The following is a 17906-nucleotide window of genomic DNA, read 5'->3' on the forward strand; positions in this document are numbered from 1 at the left end:
GTGGACCACATTCTGGGGGTGGAACTGGCCATCGAGCCGGACGTGCTGGTCTTGAGTACGGGCGTGGTGCCCGGGGAGGACAACGGCAGGCTGAGCCAGCTGTTCAAGGTGCCTTTGAACAGCGACGGGTTCTTTTTGGAAGCGCACATGAAGCTGCGGCCGGTGGACTTTGCGGCGGAAGGGTTGTACCTGTGCGGCCTGGCCCACTCGCCCAAGCTGGTGGGGGAAAGCATCACCCAGGCCAATGCGGCGGCCATGCGGGCGGTGACGCTGCTGGCCAGGGACCGCCTGGCCAACGTGGCCATTACCGCCACGGTGGAGGAGGAACTCTGCGTGGGCTGCGGCATGTGCGTTAAGGTGTGTGACTACCAGGCCCGGAGCATAGACCCCTTGCGGCGGGTGGCCGATGTGAACGAAGCCCTGTGCCAGGGGTGCGGGGCCTGTGTGGCCGCCTGTCCCAACGGCGCTTCCCAGCAGAAGGGTTACGAAAAGGGACAGTTGCTGGCCATGGTCAGCGCGGCCCTGGAAGCGGTGTAACAACGCACGAGAATTGGTCTTCCGAAGGCCGTTACTAAAAGACCGGCGCACCAAGTCCGTGCACCGTTAAGTATTCAACTGAGGAGGTTTTCCCATGAGCGTGATGCTTTCGCAACCGCCGTTAGCGGACCCGGTTTCGCAAGAACGGCAGGAACCCGACCTGAAAGTGGTGGCTTCCTTCGAGCCTAAAATTGTCGGCCTGGTGTGTAACTGGTGCTCCTACGCTGGTGCCGACCTGGCGGGGACCTCCCGCATCCAGTACCCGCCCAACATCCGCCTGGTAAGGGTTATGTGCACCGGTTCGGTAGATCCCCTGTATATCCTGCGCCCTCTGATGGACGGGGCCGACGGCGTGCTGGTGGGCGGGTGACACCCGGGAGATTGCCACTATGGTAGTGGCAATTACAAAGCCCGGCGCCGCCTTGCGGCCTTAAGGGCCATCCTAAAACAGTTTGGCATCGGAGAAGAGCGGGTGTGGTTCCGTTTCATCAGCGCTTCCGAGGGCAAGCGGTTTGCCGAAACAGTCCAGGAAATGGTTAACGAGTTGAAAAAACTGGGGCCCAACCCCCTGCGCCGCCGCTGGGATATTTGAAGGGGTTAATGGGTCGCTTGCAAAAAGGTGATGGCTTATGAAAACGGCTTTGCTTAAAGTTGAATCCGGTTCCCCCCGGCAGGCCGCGGCAAACTTTTTCCAGGCCCTGCTGGACCGGCAGGTGGTGGATGCCCTGATCGTTCCCAGGGAAGTGCCTTCCCGGCGCATGGTGGTGCCCGCCCTAGCCGTATCCGGGGATGGGCTGTCCGGCGCGAACCCCTTTGCCCCCGTGGCTATTATCAATGCTGCCCGGGCCGTAAGCAGGCTGACTTCCCGGGATCCCGGGGTGAAAGTGGGGGCGGTTTTGCGTCCCTGTGAAATCCGGGCGCTGGTGGAAATGGCCAAATTCCAGCAGATTATCCTGGAGCAGGTGCTGATCATCGGTACGGATTGCCTGGGCACCTTTGAGCCGGCCGATTATTACCACCTGACGGGGGCGGGCTTTGATACCGACGCCTGGCTGGCGCAGGCGGCCGGCTCCGGCAAGGCGGCCTTGAACGGCACGAAAACTAGAACGGCCTGTGCCATCTGCGAGGCCATATCTCCGTCAGGTGCCCATTTATCCCTGCACTGGGTGGACTGTGATGTTCACAGGGAGCTCTACATTGCCTACGACGATGAACGGGTTAACCTGGACGCTCTCTTTGACGGCGGCATTTTAGTGCCCGGGGAATTGCCGGCGGCCAGGCAGTCCCTGGTGGAATCCCTGCAAAAAGAGCGCCGGGAGCTGGCGCAGGAAATGTGCCGGGATTTTGCTTCACGGGTTGCGGACGTCAACCGGCTGCTGGATGAACTGGCCCCCTGCCTGGGCTGCCATAACTGCCGGGAGGTTTGTCCCATCTGTGTCTGCCGGGAGTGTGTTTTTGACAGCAACCTGTTTGAACACGAGCCGTCCAGGTACCTGCACTGGGCGGCGGCCCGGGGTGCGCTGGAGCTGCCCACCAACACGCTACTGTATCACCTGACGCGCATGCATCACATGGGCGTCAGCTGCGTGGGCTGCGGCCAGTGTGAGAGCGGATGTCCCAGCAAGATCCCCCTGACCCTTCTTTTCCGTACCATCGGGCAAAAGCTGCAGGACCTCTTCTCCTATGTGCCCGGTGCCAGCATGGATGAGCCGCCTCCCTTGACCACCTACAAGGAGCACGAGCTGGAGCCCCGGTAACGCCGGGCGGCGGTGATGTGAGTGATGCGAGGTGAGTTTTCATGGCTACGGCCACTCTCCACCTTCCGGCAGGGGCAATAACAGTGGATGCGGCGTTCCGGGAAGAGGTGGCCCGCTTAAGCGGCCAGCCCCTGGAGCTCTGCTTCCAGTGCCAGAAATGCGCCTCCGGCTGTTACCCCACCCAGGAAGGTGACTATACGCCCAATGAAATTATGCGCCTGATTCAGTACGGGGCCAGGGACGCGGTGTTGAGGAGCAGGACCATTTGGCTTTGTACGTCCTGTGAAACCTGCGGCCTGCGCTGTCCCAACGGCATCCGTATTGCAGAGGTTATGGACACTTTAAAACAAATGGCTGCTGCCCGCGGCATTGCACCGGCCGGTGAGACCGGCCCCCTGTTTCATAACCTGTTTCTAAGCGAAATCCGGGCTGCCGGCCGGGTGCACGAAACCATGTTGATGCTGAAGTACAAGTTAAAAACCGGCAACCTTTTTGCGGACATGAAGCTGGGCTGGCAGCTCTTCCGACGGGGCAAGCTGCCCCTGGTGCCGCGGCTGAAAAAAGACCCGGCGGTGCGCCGGATTTTTGAGCGGGCCGGCGGACAGGGGTAAACAGGGGCAACGCCGTGCCTCCCTGGCGACAAGCGTTTTTGATCGTTTTCTGGAAGAGGTGCATCATCATGCAATACAGCTACTATCCTGGCTGTTCCCTGGAGGCCACCGGGGTGGAATACAACCTTTCCACCCGGGCGGTGGCCGGGGCCCTGGGGCTGGAGCTGGTGGAGCTGCCCGGCTGGACCTGCTGCGGCTCCTCCTCCGCTCACGCGGTGAACAAAGACCTGGCTTTAGGCCTGGCGGCCCACAACATCGCCCTGGCCCAGGAGCAGGGGCGGGACCTGGTGGTGCCCTGCTCGGCCTGTTATACCCGGCTGTCCAAGGCCGACCACGAGATGAGGCATGACCCCGAAGAAAGGGCGCGGGGAGAAATGCTGGCGGGTTTTTCCTACACCGGTGAGATCCAGATTTATTCCTTTCTGGAAGTGGTCAGGGTACAGGTGGGCATGGAAAGGGTTGCCCAAACGGTACGGCGGCCCCTGACCGGTCTAAAGCTAGCCTGCTATTATGGATGCCTTTTAGTCCGACCGCCCGAAGTGCGTCCCTTTGACCGGGCCGAGGATCCCACCTCCCTGGATGAGCTGGCTGCTGCCCTGGGGGCGGAGCCGGTTCCCTGGTGTTATAAAACCACCTGTTGTGGGGCCGGGCTTTCCCTGACCCGGCCGGAGGTGGTGGAGCAACTGGTGGCCCGGCTTTTGTCCGCCGCCCGGGAAGCCGGGGCTGACGCCCTGGTCAGCGCCTGTCCGTTGTGCCAGAACAACCTGGAGATGCGCCGCCCGGCTCAAGAGGACATCCCCGTGTTTTACTTTACCGAATTAATGGGCCTGGCTTTCGGGTTGGGGGAGGCACCCGGCTGGTTGAAAAAACACCTGGTCGATCCCTTCCCTTTGTTGCAGCGGTTTTCCCTGGCGGGGTAGCCCGGACAAACATCTCTGGACAGCGGTTGCCCCGGTGTAGTATCTTAAGGTTTAGTAAGAACACTAAAGGGGGGCCGCGATGGGTTTCGTTTTGTTAAGCCTGGCTGCCGGGGTGTTCATTGGCTGGGCCTGTCCCTTATCTCCTCGCGGGGTGAGGCTGGTCCAGAAGGCAACCCTGGCGGCTCTTTTTGTGTTACTTGGGTCCATGGGGGCGCAGCTGGGTGCCAACGAGGCTGTCCTGCGCAGCCTGGATACCATGGGGTTGCGTGCCCTGGTCCTGGCGGGGGCCAGCGTGGCAGGCAGCGTGTTGCTTGTTTACCTGTTCACCCGGCTGTTGAATCGCCTTCTGCCGGTTGATTTCGGGGACGGGAAAAAGGGAAGGGAGAGCGGGTGACCTGGCTGGTCATTGCCTCGGTCGGCCTGGGGGTCGCCGCCGGCCACTGGCTCATTCCAGACGCATGGACGGGTTTCCTGGACAACGTCACTACCGTGGCACTTTGCCTGATCCTGGTGGGTACCGGGATTGACCTGGGAAGACAAAAGGAAGCCTGGAGGCGGCTCGGGGCGCTGGGTTTGCGGGCGCTACTGCTGCCCCTGCTGGTGGCGGCGGGGAGCCTGTCCGGGGCCGTTTTGGGGGGAATGTTTCTGGGCCTGCCCTTGCATGAGGCCGGGGCCATCGGTGCGGGGTTCGGCTGGTACAGCCTTTCCGGGGTGCTGCTGGCCAAAATTTACAACGTGGAAACGGGGGCGCTGGCCTTTTTAACCAATGTGTTCCGGGAGCTCATGGCCTTTGCCCTGATCCCCGTTCTGGCGGCCAGGCTGGGAAAACTGGTGGCGGTGGCCCCCGGGGGAGCCACCACCATGGATACAACCTTGCCCTTAATTGCCCGCGTTACCGATGCCGATACCACTATCATCGCTCTAGTTAGCGGCACAATTCTTTCAGCCCTGGTGCCGGTTCTGGTACCCCTGATCATTAAATTGTAGAAGTTTAGGCAAAGGCCAGTGCGCAGGTCCGGGTTAAGCAGGATGGTGCACCGGCTTTTGGGGAGCTTTGAGCCTCAAGGCTTTGCCGGGAAAAAGCCGCAGCTTTTAGGTAACCAGGTTTTGAAATGGCTACCTATGTAGTTAACTGCGCGGGAAATTTTACCTCTTGCTCGGAACAGGTGTTCCAGTTAAAATGGATCTAGAACACTTGTTCCAGTGCAGGAGGTTTAATTATGTCCCGGGCCATTTTGCTGGTTGACATGAACGCCTTTTTTGCCAGCGTCCATCAGGCCCTGGATCCGGGCTTGCGGGGCAAGCCGGTGATTGTAGCCGGGGATCCGGCCAAACGCCACGGCGTGGTCCTGGCTGCCAGCTACGAGGCCAGGGCTAAAGGGGTGAAGACCGGTCTGACGGTGGCCGAGGCCCGCCTGGCCTGTCCCGAAGGAGTTTTCATCAGGCCGCAGCACGACCTCTACGTTTGCTTTTCCGCCCGTATCCTGCGTATCCTGTACGACTTCACCCCTCTGGTGGAGCCTTTTTCCATTGACGAAGCCTTTTTAGACGTTACCGGCTGCCACAAGCTCCTGGGTTCCCCAGTGGAAATCGCCCGCCGGTTGAAGGCGCGTATTCGCCAGGAGGTGGGCATTACCTGCAGTGTGGGGATTGGCCCCAACAAGCTCCTGGCCAAAATGGCGGCGGAACTGCAAAAACCTGATGGCCTTACCGTGCTTACCTTTGAAGATGTACCCCGGCGCTTGTGGCCCCTGCCGGTACGGGAACTCTTCGGCGTAGGCCCCCGTTACGAGGAGCACCTGAGAAAGTTGAACATACATACCATTGGCGACCTGGCCAACTTCCCGATGGATGTTCTTAAAAGACGTTTCGGCGTCTACGGGGAAACCCTGTGGTTCTGCGCCCGGGGTATTGACCACAGCCCTGTGGATCCCGGTAGCTTAAAGCAGGTGAAGAGCATCGGGCAGCAGATCACCCTCCCCCGGGATTACCGGGGCGAGGAGATCAAGGTGGTACTGTGGGAGTTGGCCGACCGGGTGGCCCGGCGGGCCCGGGCGGGGGGATATGCGGGCAAAACGGTGGTACTGTCCCTGAAGGACACCCGCTTTAACTGGCTGTCCCGCCGGAAATCCCTGCCTTTCCACACCAGATTGGCCGGGGATATTTACCGGGCCGCGGCGGATTTGCTGGAACAGCACTGGTCCCCCCACTGGCCGGTGCGCCTGGTAGGGCTTACCCTGGGCGGCTTAACGGCCCGCCTACCGGAACAGCTGACCCTCTTCGGTGAAAGAGAGAAGCGGCAAAGGGCGGAGCAGGCCTGCGATACCATCAAGAAGCGGTACGGGGAAAAGGCCATTTTCCGGGCCGTGTCCCTCACCCGGGCGGGGGTGTTCTATGTAGAACCACCCCGTACCGCACCGTCTTTTCTTATGAAAGGACCCCAAGACAGGTGGGATGGAGGTGGGGATGTATATGGAAGGCAGTAAATTTTGGAACCGCCGGCTTATGCTGCCGGAAATGCGGGAGAAGGCCGTGCATACCTGCAATGACTGCCGTTTTCTGGTCAGGATACAAGGACGAGAGGAAGTGCGCTGGGGCTGTGTGGCCGGGCTTCCCGAATACGGCATGCTGGAAAGGCGCGTGCCCCTTCAAGTCCATGCCCTGGACATTTTGAAAATGGCTGGCCGGGAGGGATTGCAGGCCGTGCTCGCCTGTGGCGAGCCGGACAGCCCCGCCTGCGGCTTGTTCCGGCCGCGCAGCTTACCCGGCCGGGCGGGAGCGAGGCAAACCGGTAAGCAGGATTGAGCCAGCGGTATTCGTGAACCTTTCCCGCCCGTTTCGTCTACATTATCCCCCACTGCCGGGTGTATTCTAGCTTGATCTCGTACTCATGCGGTTCAAACCCGTGCTCCTGCAGCAGCTCTTTCACCTGATACGCCTCCAGGTTGCTGCCTTCCAGGATGACGGCTTTCCGGGTGCCCCGGCAGCAGAAGCCCCTTTCCTGCAACAGCTCCATCATGGAAGCCACCCGCTCCAACCTTTCCTTCAGGAAATCACCCAGCCGGCGCACGTCTTCCGGCCGGACCATGCCCGCGCCCTGGATTTTCTCCAGGGGAGGGACTTCCCCGGGCAGCCAGTTTCTTTCCAAAAGTTTCAGTATCACCGTAACCCGGTAGTTCACCATAATCTCTCATCTCCTGCACTTACCATAATTGGATGCTGTCGCATAACTACCGGGGCGGCGGTTGTCCCTCGTCGCTCCGTGCTACGGCCCGGACGCAAAAGAAATTTCCAGAAAATACACATATTGCTCCGCAGCGGCAACTGAAACAGTTTGATTTTTATAAAACCTACCGATGCCGCTGCCATACTTGCCTCGGAGCGAACCTGGTAGCGCTGTATATGCGCCGATAGTCTTTCTTCCTCAGGGATAGTTATTAAGTAGCTCAGCCATTCTACCAATACCATTACCAGCGCGATTCGCGCTGCCGGTTCGCTAACCTCTGCCCAGCACTCACTGGACATAACTTACCTGACAGGTAATCAGCGTTCAGGCCTACGTTAACGGCCTTTGAAGGTTTATGAGCTCTTGTGAGTGCTGGGCGTGTTTCGTATCCGGCCCTCCAGCCCAGCACTCACTGGTAAAGCACTTCTTCGAAGTAGCGTTGGAGGTATATGAGCAATGGCTATTCTAAAGAGAGAGGTGTTCCAGTGAGTGCTGGGTCGCTCCTTAAGGGACGACCGCCGCCCGTTTCGTTTTCTAGTTTTGCGACAGTACCATATTGATAACCAAACGCCCTGAGTTATCCCCACTTTCCAGCTACCTTGTTCTGGCTCCCGCTTGCTCCGGTGTGGAGGCCGTGCTACCCCCCTGTTCCGGAGCCTCCAGCAGCACCAGCGTTCCGGCATATACCCCTTCGTCGTCGTAGACGAAAATCACTTCCCCGTCCAGGTGGCGGGAGTCCAGGTGCACCCTTTTCACGGACCGGGAGCCCATGTTCCGGTAAATGAAGCCGGCCAGCTCGGGGTCTACGGCATCTATGCTGATGTCCTTCTCCAGGCTGCCCAGGTAGCAGCGGGCCATCAGGTTGGCGTGGACCACCCTGTGATTGCGGTCCACATAGACCGCTCCCTGGGGCAGAGCTTCCATGAGGCGGGACAGGACCCGGCCGCAGGTTTCTTCCTCCTTGCTGCCGGCACCGATTACCGTCAGCGCCCCCAGCACCTTGCCCTTTTTCACAATGGGCGAATGAATGGTCTCGAGCAGGCGGTCGGCGGTTTTCAGGGTCAGGGTGCCATAACGGTTCCTTTCGCCCGGGACGTCCCCGATATGCCCCAATATATCCTTTAATTTCGCACCCTTCAAGGGTCCTTTTGCGCTGAAAATCTCATGGGCCGCCTGGTTGGCGAAGAGCACCCGCCCGGCGTTGTTGGAAATGATTACTCCCTCATGCACATGGTTAAAGATGTTGAAATCTATGTTTTCGAAGTAAGTCCGGGCGCTGTTCACCCCCCACAATTCCACCAGGAACTGATAGAGGCAGCAGTAGAGGGCAAAGAGCAGTAGCATGATGGTAATGATGCGGTAGGTGTCGAAGTTATTTTCCCGCAGGAAGAAGTACAGCAGCCAAGGGGGATCACCCATGGTCAGGGAATTTACGTCATATGCTAACTGGTTGGCATAGAATTTTTCTTCCCGGCCGCTGAACTGGTCCAGCAATTCCCTTTCAAAGGGCCACACTACGGGAGTCTTCCCACCGGCAAAAACGGCTACCTTACAGGTGTTACCCAGGAATTCCTGTGTAAGCTCCTGTTGAAAATCCGCAATGCTGAAATCCAGGGCCAGCCATTCCTTGCCAAGGGGAATGACCACGGTTACCACCGTTTGAGCACCGTCACCGGCATGTACCCCTAGAATCCGGGATCCCTGCCGGGGCGGCTGTGACCGGAACTTTTCCAGTGGCAGGTCTCCTGGGGGTATCCGTGTTCGAGCTACCACTCTTCCTGTGTCGTCCAGAATGTATGCGCCGGTAATGCGGTGATCGAAAACAGGTAATTCTTTTAAAGCGGCGTTCCTGTCGGGCCGGCTGTTGAGTTTCCGGGCTGCTCCTTCGGTGACTCCCCGCAGGTCGTTGAGGAAAAAGCTTGTCTTATTGACGGCCACCTGGCGGATGGTTTCTTCATAGTCGTTCATGATGCCTTTTAAAAAACGGAATTCCACAATGAAGACCATGGTTATCGCGGTCAGGAAGAAGAGCATTATTAACATCAGCCAGGCACTGTTTACCGTCAGAGACTTTTTCATAGCACCCACCGCCACTACCAGTTTTGCCAACTGCCGGATGATTCATCTCCTGCCCTTGCCCGGTTTGCCTCGCAGATTGGGATGCCGCAGGAGGCCGGCACTACCTTACCAGTCCCCTGCGGGCTGCGGCAGCCAGGGCTTCCTCCAGCGTTCTTACTCCAAGCTTGGTGCAGATGCCCCGGATGCGGCGCCGCAGGGTGGAAAGGCTGATATAAAGCTTGGCCGCCACTTCCTTCTGGTCTTCGCCCCGGGCAATGAGTTGCAGAATGCTGGTTTCCTGGTCCGTCAGCACGGGGCTATCGGGTTTTAACAGCAGTTCCGCCTGCAACCCCGGGTAGAGGTAGGTCCCGCCCTTGTATACCATATTGATGGCCGAGCGAATTTCATCAAAAAAGGCATATTTGGGTACAAACCCGTGTACGCCCTTCTCCATGGCCTTGCGGATAAAGGTCACGTCGTCATAAGTGGTCAGGGCTACAAATTTTATATGGGGATGGGTTTGGGTCATGCGTTTGCACAGGTCCAGGCCGTCACCGTCGGGCAGGCCGATATCAAGCAGGACCACGTCCACTTCCGGGCTCATGTTCTGCAGTGCCGTGGTGCAGGAATCAGCTTCGGCCACCACCTGCATGTTTTCTTCCATATCAATTAGCTTTTTCAAGCCCTCCCGGAAAACGTTATGGTCTTCCACCAGCATGATCCCGATCGTCTTCACAGCCTTTCCCCCCTTCAGTAAGTGGTACGGTCAGGGTTACGCAGAACCCCCCGTCCTTAAAGCCGTATGCCAGGTCCCCCCCGATAAACCCGGCTCTTTCCTTCATTCCCCACAATCCTTTCCCGGGTACGGGCTTCACTTCCCGCATTCCCCCGTTGTCCAGAATCTCTATCTGCAGGGTATCGCCTGTTTCGTTGAAGTGGATGTCCACCTCCGTGGCCTCCGAATGCCTGGCCACATTGGTTAGGGCTTCCTGGATAATGCGGTAAATGAATATTTCCCTGTCCCGGCCCAGTCTCAGTGAACGCTGGTGATAGAAAATGTAAACCTTGCGGTTATGGAGGCGTTCGAAATTGGCGCTGTAGGATTCCAGGGCCGGGATTAGCCCCACCTTTTCGATCAGGTAGGGGTGAATGTCGTTCATGATGCTTCGCATGTCGATGGCCGCATTCTGGCACTGGGTACGCAGCAGGCAAAGGTTCTTTTGCACCTCTTCCGGCAGCTTTTCACCGTGTACCCGCAGCACGTAGTCCAGGCCGTGGATGATGCTGGACAGATACCGGCCGATCCAGTCGTGAATTTCAATGGACAGGTGCTTTCTTTCCCTTTCAATGGTGTCCAGCAGAATGGTGCCGTCCTTCGGTTCGGGCGCCTGCCGGGCGGTGAGCACGGCACCGGCCGTTCTGCCGAAAAGGTAGACCGGGGCGCAGTTCACGGTCAAGAGCAGCCGGCCTCCTTCCCGGCTATAGCTCAGCGGGCAGTCCGCCGTTTCTTCCCCCTGCAAAAGGGCCTGGTAAATGGGCTGGGCCACCTTCTGCCAGCGGGGGTACAGGAGCAGGATGTCCCCCAGGTTTTTTCCGGCTGCCGTTTCACGGGAAAGATTAAAAATTTTTTCCGCCGCCGGGTTTAAATACTGTACTCTTTCCTTCCGATCCACAAAGACCACGGCCCTGGAAGAGTCCCTCACCAGGTCCTGCAGGCAGGAATACCAGGCCGCCAGGGGCCGGGCCGCCGTGCCGGCGTACAGTATTGCTCCCAGGGAAAGGAGAGAAAGAAAAAACATCAGCAGGCCTTCCTTATGCAATAAAGCCACGGTACGTTCCAGCAGGTCTTTATTTTTCTGCCCGCCGTCCCCGGCCAGGGCAGCGGCCCGGTAGGCCAGCTGTCGGTTCAGGTCCCGGTGCTGCCACAGCAAAAGTTCACGGCCGGTGTCCCGTCCAAGTACTCCTCGGGGTATGACCTCATTTTCTACAAAGGAGATATAGGCCCTGGTAAGGGCCATTAATTCCGCTACATCTTGCTTTCTGGACTTTTCCACCAGGTTGTAAAATTCCAGTTCCTTTTTTATGGTTTCTGCACTGTAGTGACGGAAATCATTTAACGCCTGTGCATCACCGTAAAAGATATAATCCTGTACGGCACCGGTCAGGTGGTAAATACCGGATGTTATTTCCTGGTGCTCATTTTGGCGCTGAAATTCCAGCTCTACCTGGCTTAACTGCTGCGGCAGGGTGTAGCCTGTGTAAATTAACAGCAAAACCGGCAGCAGTATCGTGATGAACAATACGGTCCATGGCCATCCGGTCCATTTTTGATTCACTGGCCTCACCTTCTACCCTCATAACAGGTTGCCTTTCCGTTCGTTAAACAAGAAGAGTGCACAATATAAGAATACGGCAGGGCCGGTATAATTCCTACGGGAATCTTCTGGTTATGTGCTGGATGTGGCGTCTCTTTCCAGAATCGTTACGGCAGACAGCGCAAAAACGCTCCTTTTGATGAACCAAAAAGTTCACCTTTGTGAATGAAAAGCTTCGTTTATTTGATCATTCAGTTCTTCCTGCCCTGCAGTCGTTGATCCTGAGGCGAAGGTGCACTAAGATAAGCTTGGCTAATATAGAGCATAAGAATGTGGAGGTGTTTTAGCAGGAGCGGGAAAAAGGTGTAGTAGTTTGAAGGGACTTTGAGCACAAGCGTGAAAGCGGAGTATCGTTATAGGGAGGGAAAAAACTTGAACGGACATGCACAAACTGCCGAAATGAAAGCTGGTGCGGGTACACCTGCAGTACCACAGCCCCACGGGTGGTCCGATCTTTGGAAAAAAGAAGACTACTGGGCCATCTGGATGGGTCTGGGAGTTGTGCTGGCCGCCCTGATCTTCTTCTATGCCGGCAGTTCCATCAAGCCCATTGCTGTGGCGCCGCCTACCTGGGTGGATTTCAGTGAAGTTTCCAAACATTTCGCTGCCAAGTGGACCTGGTACGCCGGACTTTATGTACTCTTTATCGCTCTTTTCACCATAAGCAGCGCAGTCATGGGCTTCAAGGCAGGGGAATTCATTCCCGGTTTCACCATCCTTTTCGTTATTTCCACGGTCATCCTGGTTGTTGGCTCCTGGAAAACGGCCATCGACCTGAACCTGGAGCCGCCTCTTTTAGCCCTGCTGCTGGGCATGATCGTCAGTAATGTCTTCAAACTGCCCAAATGGCTGGATACCACCTTCCGCACGGAATTTTACGTCAAGACCGGTATTGTGTTGCTTGGTGCCACGCTGCCCTTTACCCTGATCATCCAGGCCGGTCCGGTGGCCTTCCTGCAGGCCACCATTGTGGCGGTGGCTACCTTCCTGACTATTTTCTTTGCCGCCACCAGGCTGTTCGGCCTGGACAGGCGCTTCGGTGCCACCCTGGCCGCAGGCGGATCCATCTGCGGCGTATCGGCCTGCATTGCCCTTGGTGGTGCTGTCAAGGCCAAAAAGGAACACGTCTCCATCGGCATTTCCCTGGTGGTCATCTGGGCCATCATAATGATTATCGTTCTGCCCCTGGCGGCTAAGGCTATGGGTATGCCGCCCGGCATCGCCGGGGCCTGGATCGGTACTTCCGAATTTGCCGATGCGGCTGGTTTTGCAGCGGCTGCGGCCATCGGTGACGAAGCGGCCATCCGGTCGTTCACCCTGATGAAGGTGGTGGGCCGGGACATCTGGATCGGCCTGTGGTCGCTGATCATGGCCATTATCGCCTGCACGGTGTGGGAGCGCAGCTGCTCCGCCGGACAGGGTGAAAAGGTAAACGCCATGGAAATATGGTGGCGTTTCCCCAAGTTTGTCATCGGCTTCTTCCTGGCCTCCCTGATCATGACCTTTGTGGCCATGCAGTTTTCACCGGTGGAATTTAAAAAGGTGCTCACCCCCGAGGTTATCGGACCCATAAAGACTTTGCGCACCTGGACCTTCGTCTTTACCTTCCTTTCCATCGGATTTACCACCCGCTTCAGGGAGCTGACCGCCTTCGGTTGGAAGCCCCTGGCTGCCTTTACCCTGGGCGTGGCCGTAAACGTACCCCTGGGTTACATTCTGTCGGTGCTCATCTTCGGGAATTACTGGGCGAAGATTTAAGGCAGTATCTCCCGATTTGCCCTGCCCGCCTGTCGGGTAGGGCTTTAATTTGTCCCTCCCTTTTGCTAAAATTAAAAAAGGTTTATATAAATTTTAGCCATTTCTCCCCGGAGGCTGGTTTCGTGGGCAAGATGATTATTTTCGCCAAAACTATCCCCGGTATTTTGCTCATGCTGGCCATTGCCTTTCTGGCCCGGGGGGGCAGCGATTTGGGATTGCCCTGGTGGCCGGGGCTGGAGAGTCTTCTCGCCGGCAGCCCCCTGGCCAGGAGGGTTTTTATTGATATTCTTCATCTAAATCACATTCTCATCTCCATTATCCTGGGTATGCTGGTGGGGAATCTTTTAGGCATACCTCGCTGGGCGGCGGCAGGTATCCGGACTTCCAGCCTGTTCATTAAAATAGGCGTTATTTTACTGGGCTCGCTTTACAGCGTCATGGATCTGGCTGCCCTGGGCAGCGCGGCAGTAATCATTATTGTCTGCTTTATCGTCCTTATGTTGCTGTTTACCGTCTGGTTGGGCAGCAGGGTGGGGATGGACCCGGCCGGTGCAGCCACCCTGGCGGCAGGCACGGCGGTATGCGGTGTTTCGGCCATCCTGGCTACCGCCCCGGCGGTTAGGGCCAAAAACACCGACGTGGTGTACTCCATTGCCACCATCCTGTTCTTTGGCTTGATCAGCCTCTTTGTCTTTCCCTTTGTGGGTACGCTGCTGGGATTGAGCCCCCACCAGTTTGGCGTATGGGCCGGCACGGGCATCATGAATTCCGGCCAGGTTCTGGCCGTATGCCTCACCTTTGACCCCGGTACCGTCACCCATCCTTCGGTAAGCCTGAAAACCGGGGAGATTTACAACCTGACGCGGGTAATTTTCCTGCCCTTCGTGGTGCTTTTCCTGGCCTTGTTTGCCAGCCGCTATTTTACGGGTGAGGACGAAGTCAACATTAATACCGGTCTGTGGAGTAGATTTCCCGTTTTTGTGCTGGGATTCTTGACCATGGTTTTGCTCACTTCCTTTGGCTTTTTGGGGCCTACGTCGCCGCCTTCCAGGGAACTCACCATCATCCGGCACCTGTACAGCTGGTTTTTTGCCATCGGTCTGGCCGGCCAGGGGATGCGTATATCTCTAGTCGAATTGCGCCGGGCCGGGAGCAAGCCGCTTTTGGTGGGCACTGTGGCTGCTTTTTTAAAGGCCCTGCTGGCCCTGATTGTGGTGATCCTGTTTGTACCGCGGGATCCCTGAAGATGAAAAGGGGTGGAGAAATGTTGCACTATCCGGACAAAGACGAACGTTCCCCGGGGGATGAGGAGGAGTTTTTTTCCGTGTATGTAACGGAAAGGCTAGAGGATTATCTGGCCCTTTCCCTGGCAGCCATAATTCTGATCGTCATTCTCTTGTTTTTTTAAATGGTGGACCCCGCCGCCGGTGGACAAGGTAAGGAGATTTTGTCCAGCAAAAGCGAAAAAAAGCCTTTGTCCACAAAAATGAAAAATATTTGTATTACATTGGAAAAAAATGAATAAGTCTCTCCCTCCTGTTATATACTATCACTGGAAAGTTCAATCGTTCCAGATTGCAAAAAAGGAGGGAAGGGTGACCATGAAAGCAACGGGCATTGTTCGCCGCATTGATGATCTAGGGAGAGTCGTAATTCCCAAAGAAATTAGAAGGACGCTTCGCATCCGTGAAGGGGACCCTCTGGAAATTTTTGTCGACAGGGAAGGTGAGGTAATCTTAAAAAAGTACTCGCCTATTGGCGAGTTGGGGGACTTTGCCAAAGAATATGCCGATTCCCTGCATGAAGCCCTGGGGCACATTGCTTGCATTGCCGACCGGGATACCATTATTGCCGTTGCCGGGGCGCCCAAGAAGGAATACCTAAATAAACCCATTGGTGCGGCTGTGGAAAAGGTGATGGAAGAACGCAAGGCAGTGATCATCAACCATCCCGGGGAAGATCCCTACTGCAAAGAATGCTTGACCGCGGACGAAGGGGAATGCAAGTATTCATCGGAAGTTATTGCCCCCATCATTGCCGAAGGCGACCCTATTGGAGCGGTTATCCTGGCCTCCAAGGAACCGGATGTGAAAATGGGGGAACTGGAGTTGAAGCTGGCCGAAACGGCAGCCGGCTTCCTGGCAAAGCAAATGGAACAGTAAAAGGTGGCCTACCCGGCCACTTATTTTTTATGGGTAAGCCCTTCTATTTTCCCTCCTGTCATAGAGGCAAATATAATAATCCTAAATGCCCGCGACATGATGTATAATAATTTTTGTCGTGTTGACGATATAAACATTGGGGGGTGAAATGTCCGTTTTGGGGCGGGCTTAATTATGGGTGCACAGATTACCGTAGTTGGATTGGGACCGGGCAATCCCGGTCACTTGCCCCTGACCGTGTGGGAGGTGTTGCGCAAGGCAAAACGCTTGTTTTTGCGCACCGAGCGTCATCCGGTAGTTCCCTGGCTTAAAGAAAAGGGCATCTCCTTTGAAACCTTTGATTGCTTCTACGAAACCGGCCGGGATTTTCAGGAAATCTACCGGCACATGGCTGAAGCCCTGTTTAGGGAAGCGGCCAAAGAGCCCCTGGTTTTTGCCGTGCCGGGCCATCCACTGATGGCAGAAGAAACCGTGGGAATTCTTTTGGAAGAAGGGCCCCGGCGGGGCTTGAAGGTGGACGTGCTGCCCGCCATGAGCTTTGTGGATGTGATCTGCAGCGCCCTGGGGCTGGACCCGGCCGGCGGGTTGCACCTGGTGGACGGTTTGCGCCTTGACCGGCTGGAACCAGTGCCGGGGGTAGGCAATATCATCTTCCAGGTGTACAGCCGCCTGGTGGCTTCGGATGTCAAGTTAACACTCATGGAGTACTATCCCGCATCCCACCCGGTGACAGTGATCCGGGCGGCAGGGGTGCCCGGCCTGGAGCGAATTGAGGAGCACCCCCTGTACGAACTGGACCGGCTGGATTGGTTTGATCACCTGACCAGCCTGTACCTCCCCCCTTGTTCCGGGGCAGCCGGTAAATGTCGTTATCCACTGGACTCCCTGATTGAGGTTATGGCCACCCTGCGGGGCGAGAAGGGTTGTCCCTGGGACCGGGAACAGACCCACCGCAGCCTGCGCCCTTTCTTGCTGGAAGAGACCTACGAAGTGCTGGAAGCTATTGACCAGGAAGACATGTATAAACTTTGTGAGGAATTGGGAGACTTATTGTTACAAGTAGTATTTCACAGCCAGCTGGCCAGGGAAAAGGGCTTCTTCGACATAAATGATGTGGTAAAGGGAATTACCGCTAAAATGCTGCGCCGGCACCCCCATGTCTTTGGAGATGTTTTGGTGCAGAATAGCGCGGAAGTCCTGGCCAACTGGGACCAGATTAAAGCGCGGGAGGGGGGCAAGGAAAGGCCGGCCTCTCTTTTAAAGGATGTTCCTCGCTCCCTGCCGGCCCTGTTGCAGGCCAGCTCCCTTCAGGCCAAAGCAGCCAGGGTTGGTTTTGACTGGCCCGATTACCGGGGTGCTCTGGACAAGGTTTTCGAGGAATTGCAGGAAGTAAGGCAGGCCCTTTCCGAGGGCCGGAAGGCGGAGCTGGAAAGGGAACTGGGAGATCTGCTTTTTGCGGTGGTCAATTTATCCCGGTTGCTGGGTGTGGAAGCTGAAGTAGCCCTTTGCGGGACTATCAACCGGTTTCGACGCCGCTTCCAGCATATAGAGGAAAGGGCGCGACAATGCGGCCGGGAGCTGTCCAGCTTTACCCTGGACCAGCTCGACGCCTGGTGGGAGGAAGCAAAAAAGGTAGAAGAGGCAGAAAAAAAGCGGAATAATTTTCATGTTGGGAGGAAACCCGGGAGATTTAGCGAATAATAAGTCAGACTATGTCTAAACCTTCTGAGGGGGGTATTTATGAACAAAGCAGAGCTCATTTCCCAGGTGGCAGAGAAAACAGAGCTGACTAAAAAGGATGCCGAAAAGGCTGTGAGCGCCGTACTGTCCGCTATTGAGGAAGCTCTGGCCCGGGGGGATAAGGTTCAGCTGGTCGGCTTTGGCACCTTTGAAATCCGTGAACGGGCCGCCCGCAAGGGCCGCAATCCACAAACAGGGGAAGAAATCGAGATTGCAGCCGCTCGCGTTCCCGTTTTCAAAGCTGGCAAGGCCCTGCGGGATGCCGTTTCAGCTACATAACAATCAAATGTGTAAAGAGGCCTGAAAACCGGGCCTCTATTTATTTTCAACGCAAAAGATGGCGGATGCACGAGCTAAATGAAAGGACAAGCCTCATTTTATTCCCTTTTAGCCAAAAATAACTATCGACTATCATGTGTATTTATGGTAACATTAACAATAAATACCAACGGGGGTGGTAGGCTTGTGCTTCGACAAGCATCTTGGAATCTCTGGAAAGTGCAGAGGGGAAGCCATTGGCGGAAGGTTTCAGTGTTCAGGAGGGAAGGTGCCGTACTCCGCTTTTAAGGTTTTGTGCCGTGGACCGGACCGGGTGTGGCGATGGCGAACGGGTATGGAGGTGAGAGGGCCTTGACGGTTTAAGGGGCCGGCAAAGGGGGAAATGGTTGGTGGTGCGGGTATTCCACAAAAAGGTGAGGACGCCTGGTCCAGGAATGCGTGTGGCTTCTTTTAAAAGCCTTTAAAAACGCGAAAGAGCGGTAC

At 56.6% G+C, this 17906-nt stretch carries 19 protein-coding genes; 15 read left to right on the plus strand and 4 right to left on the minus strand.

Annotated features, from left to right (window positions below; translation table 11 throughout):
• From BUA65_RS04925 to BUA65_RS04970, 9 genes are all read left to right on the plus strand, one after another.
• Positions 1–537, plus strand: a 537-nt coding sequence (locus BUA65_RS04925; protein ID WP_131821460.1) for a 4Fe-4S binding protein, incomplete at its 5' end; no start/stop codon positions are given.
• 94 nt (positions 538–631) lie between these two features.
• Complete coding sequence (locus tag BUA65_RS17605) at positions 632–1129, plus strand: hydrogenase iron-sulfur subunit (RefSeq protein ID WP_013821346.1); 498 nt, start codon at positions 632–634, stop codon at positions 1127–1129.
• A gap of 37 nt (positions 1130–1166) precedes the next feature.
• A complete protein-coding gene (locus BUA65_RS04940) occupies positions 1167–2294 on the plus strand; it encodes a 4Fe-4S dicluster domain-containing protein (protein ID WP_072867685.1) in 1128 nt (375 codons plus the stop codon).
• A gap of 41 nt (positions 2295–2335) precedes the next feature.
• Positions 2336–2905, plus strand: a complete 570-nt coding sequence (locus tag BUA65_RS04945) for a 4Fe-4S dicluster domain-containing protein (protein ID WP_072867687.1) — start codon at positions 2336–2338, stop codon at positions 2903–2905.
• 68 nt (positions 2906–2973) lie between these two features.
• A complete protein-coding gene (locus BUA65_RS04950; protein WP_072867689.1) occupies positions 2974–3825 on the plus strand; it encodes a CoB--CoM heterodisulfide reductase iron-sulfur subunit B family protein in 852 nt (283 codons plus the stop codon).
• A 79-nt stretch (positions 3826–3904) separates the two neighbouring features.
• Positions 3905–4219 carry a LysO family transporter gene (locus BUA65_RS04955; RefSeq protein ID WP_072867691.1) on the plus strand — a complete coding sequence of 105 codons (315 nt, stop codon included), beginning with the start codon at positions 3905–3907 and terminating at the stop codon, positions 4217–4219.
• Positions 4216–4812: a LysO family transporter gene (locus BUA65_RS04960; RefSeq protein ID WP_072867693.1), complete on the plus strand. Its 597-nt coding sequence runs from the start codon at positions 4216–4218 to the stop codon at positions 4810–4812. Before BUA65_RS04955 ends, BUA65_RS04960 begins: the two co-directional genes overlap by 4 nt.
• 233 nt (positions 4813–5045) lie before the next feature.
• The gene (gene dinB, locus BUA65_RS04965) at positions 5046–6311 is read left to right on the plus strand and encodes a DNA polymerase IV (RefSeq protein WP_072867695.1); all 1266 of its coding nucleotides are present in this window, start codon (positions 5046–5048) and stop codon (positions 6309–6311) included.
• Entirely contained in the window at positions 6298–6630 is a 333-nt protein-coding gene (locus BUA65_RS04970) for a hypothetical protein (RefSeq protein WP_072867697.1), read from the plus strand. The genes dinB and BUA65_RS04970 overlap by 14 nt, the downstream gene beginning before the upstream one ends.
• A 37-nt stretch (positions 6631–6667) precedes the next feature.
• Here BUA65_RS04970 and BUA65_RS04975 read toward each other — a convergent pair whose 3' ends face one another.
• The 4 genes from BUA65_RS04975 to BUA65_RS04990 all read right to left on the minus strand — a co-directional run bounded on the left by BUA65_RS04975 (position 6668) and on the right by BUA65_RS04990 (position 11445).
• Positions 6668–7009: a hypothetical protein gene (locus BUA65_RS04975; RefSeq protein ID WP_072867699.1), complete on the minus strand. Its 342-nt coding sequence runs from the start codon at positions 7007–7009 to the stop codon at positions 6668–6670.
• Between the two features lie 636 nt (positions 7010–7645).
• Positions 7646–9130 carry a PAS domain-containing protein gene (locus tag BUA65_RS04980; RefSeq protein WP_131821461.1) on the minus strand — a complete coding sequence of 495 codons (1485 nt, stop codon included), beginning with the start codon at positions 9128–9130 and terminating at the stop codon, positions 7646–7648.
• A 100-nt stretch (positions 9131–9230) separates the two neighbouring features.
• Positions 9231–9845, minus strand: a complete 615-nt coding sequence (locus BUA65_RS04985; protein ID WP_072867702.1) for a response regulator transcription factor — start codon at positions 9843–9845, stop codon at positions 9231–9233.
• Complete coding sequence (locus tag BUA65_RS04990; protein ID WP_072867704.1) at positions 9808–11445, minus strand: sensor histidine kinase; 1638 nt, start codon at positions 11443–11445, stop codon at positions 9808–9810. Before BUA65_RS04990 ends, BUA65_RS04985 begins: the two co-directional genes overlap by 38 nt.
• A gap of 438 nt (positions 11446–11883) precedes the next feature.
• Between BUA65_RS04990 and BUA65_RS04995 the strand changes: the two genes are divergently transcribed.
• The 6 genes from BUA65_RS04995 (at position 11884) to hbs (ending at position 17423) form a co-directional block, all read left to right on the plus strand.
• Positions 11884–13242 (plus strand): YeiH family protein, encoded by a 1359-nt coding sequence (locus tag BUA65_RS04995; RefSeq protein ID WP_072867809.1) that lies wholly within the window; start codon positions 11884–11886, stop codon positions 13240–13242.
• Between the two features lie 131 nt (positions 13243–13373).
• Positions 13374–14486 (plus strand): YeiH family protein, encoded by a 1113-nt coding sequence (locus BUA65_RS05000; protein ID WP_072867811.1) that lies wholly within the window; start codon positions 13374–13376, stop codon positions 14484–14486.
• A gap of 20 nt (positions 14487–14506) precedes the next feature.
• Entirely contained in the window at positions 14507–14650 is a 144-nt protein-coding gene (locus tag BUA65_RS18170; RefSeq protein WP_165613196.1) for a hypothetical protein, read from the plus strand.
• A 193-nt stretch (positions 14651–14843) separates the two neighbouring features.
• A complete protein-coding gene (gene spoVT, locus BUA65_RS05005; protein WP_072867706.1) occupies positions 14844–15404 on the plus strand; it encodes a stage V sporulation protein T in 561 nt (186 codons plus the stop codon).
• Positions 15405–15578: 174 nt separating this feature from the next.
• The gene (gene yabN, locus BUA65_RS05010; RefSeq protein ID WP_072867708.1) at positions 15579–17105 is read left to right on the plus strand and encodes a bifunctional methyltransferase/pyrophosphohydrolase YabN; all 1527 of its coding nucleotides are present in this window, start codon (positions 15579–15581) and stop codon (positions 17103–17105) included.
• 39 nt (positions 17106–17144) lie between these two features.
• Complete coding sequence (gene hbs, locus BUA65_RS05015) at positions 17145–17423, plus strand: non-specific DNA-binding protein Hbs (RefSeq protein ID WP_013821361.1); 279 nt, start codon at positions 17145–17147, stop codon at positions 17421–17423.
• The last annotated feature ends 483 nt before the right edge of the window (positions 17424–17906 follow it).

The sequence above is a fragment of the Desulfofundulus thermosubterraneus DSM 16057 genome (genome assembly GCF_900142025.1).
GTDB classification, from domain to species: Bacteria; Bacillota; Desulfotomaculia; order Desulfotomaculales; family Desulfovirgulaceae; genus Desulfofundulus; species Desulfofundulus thermosubterraneus.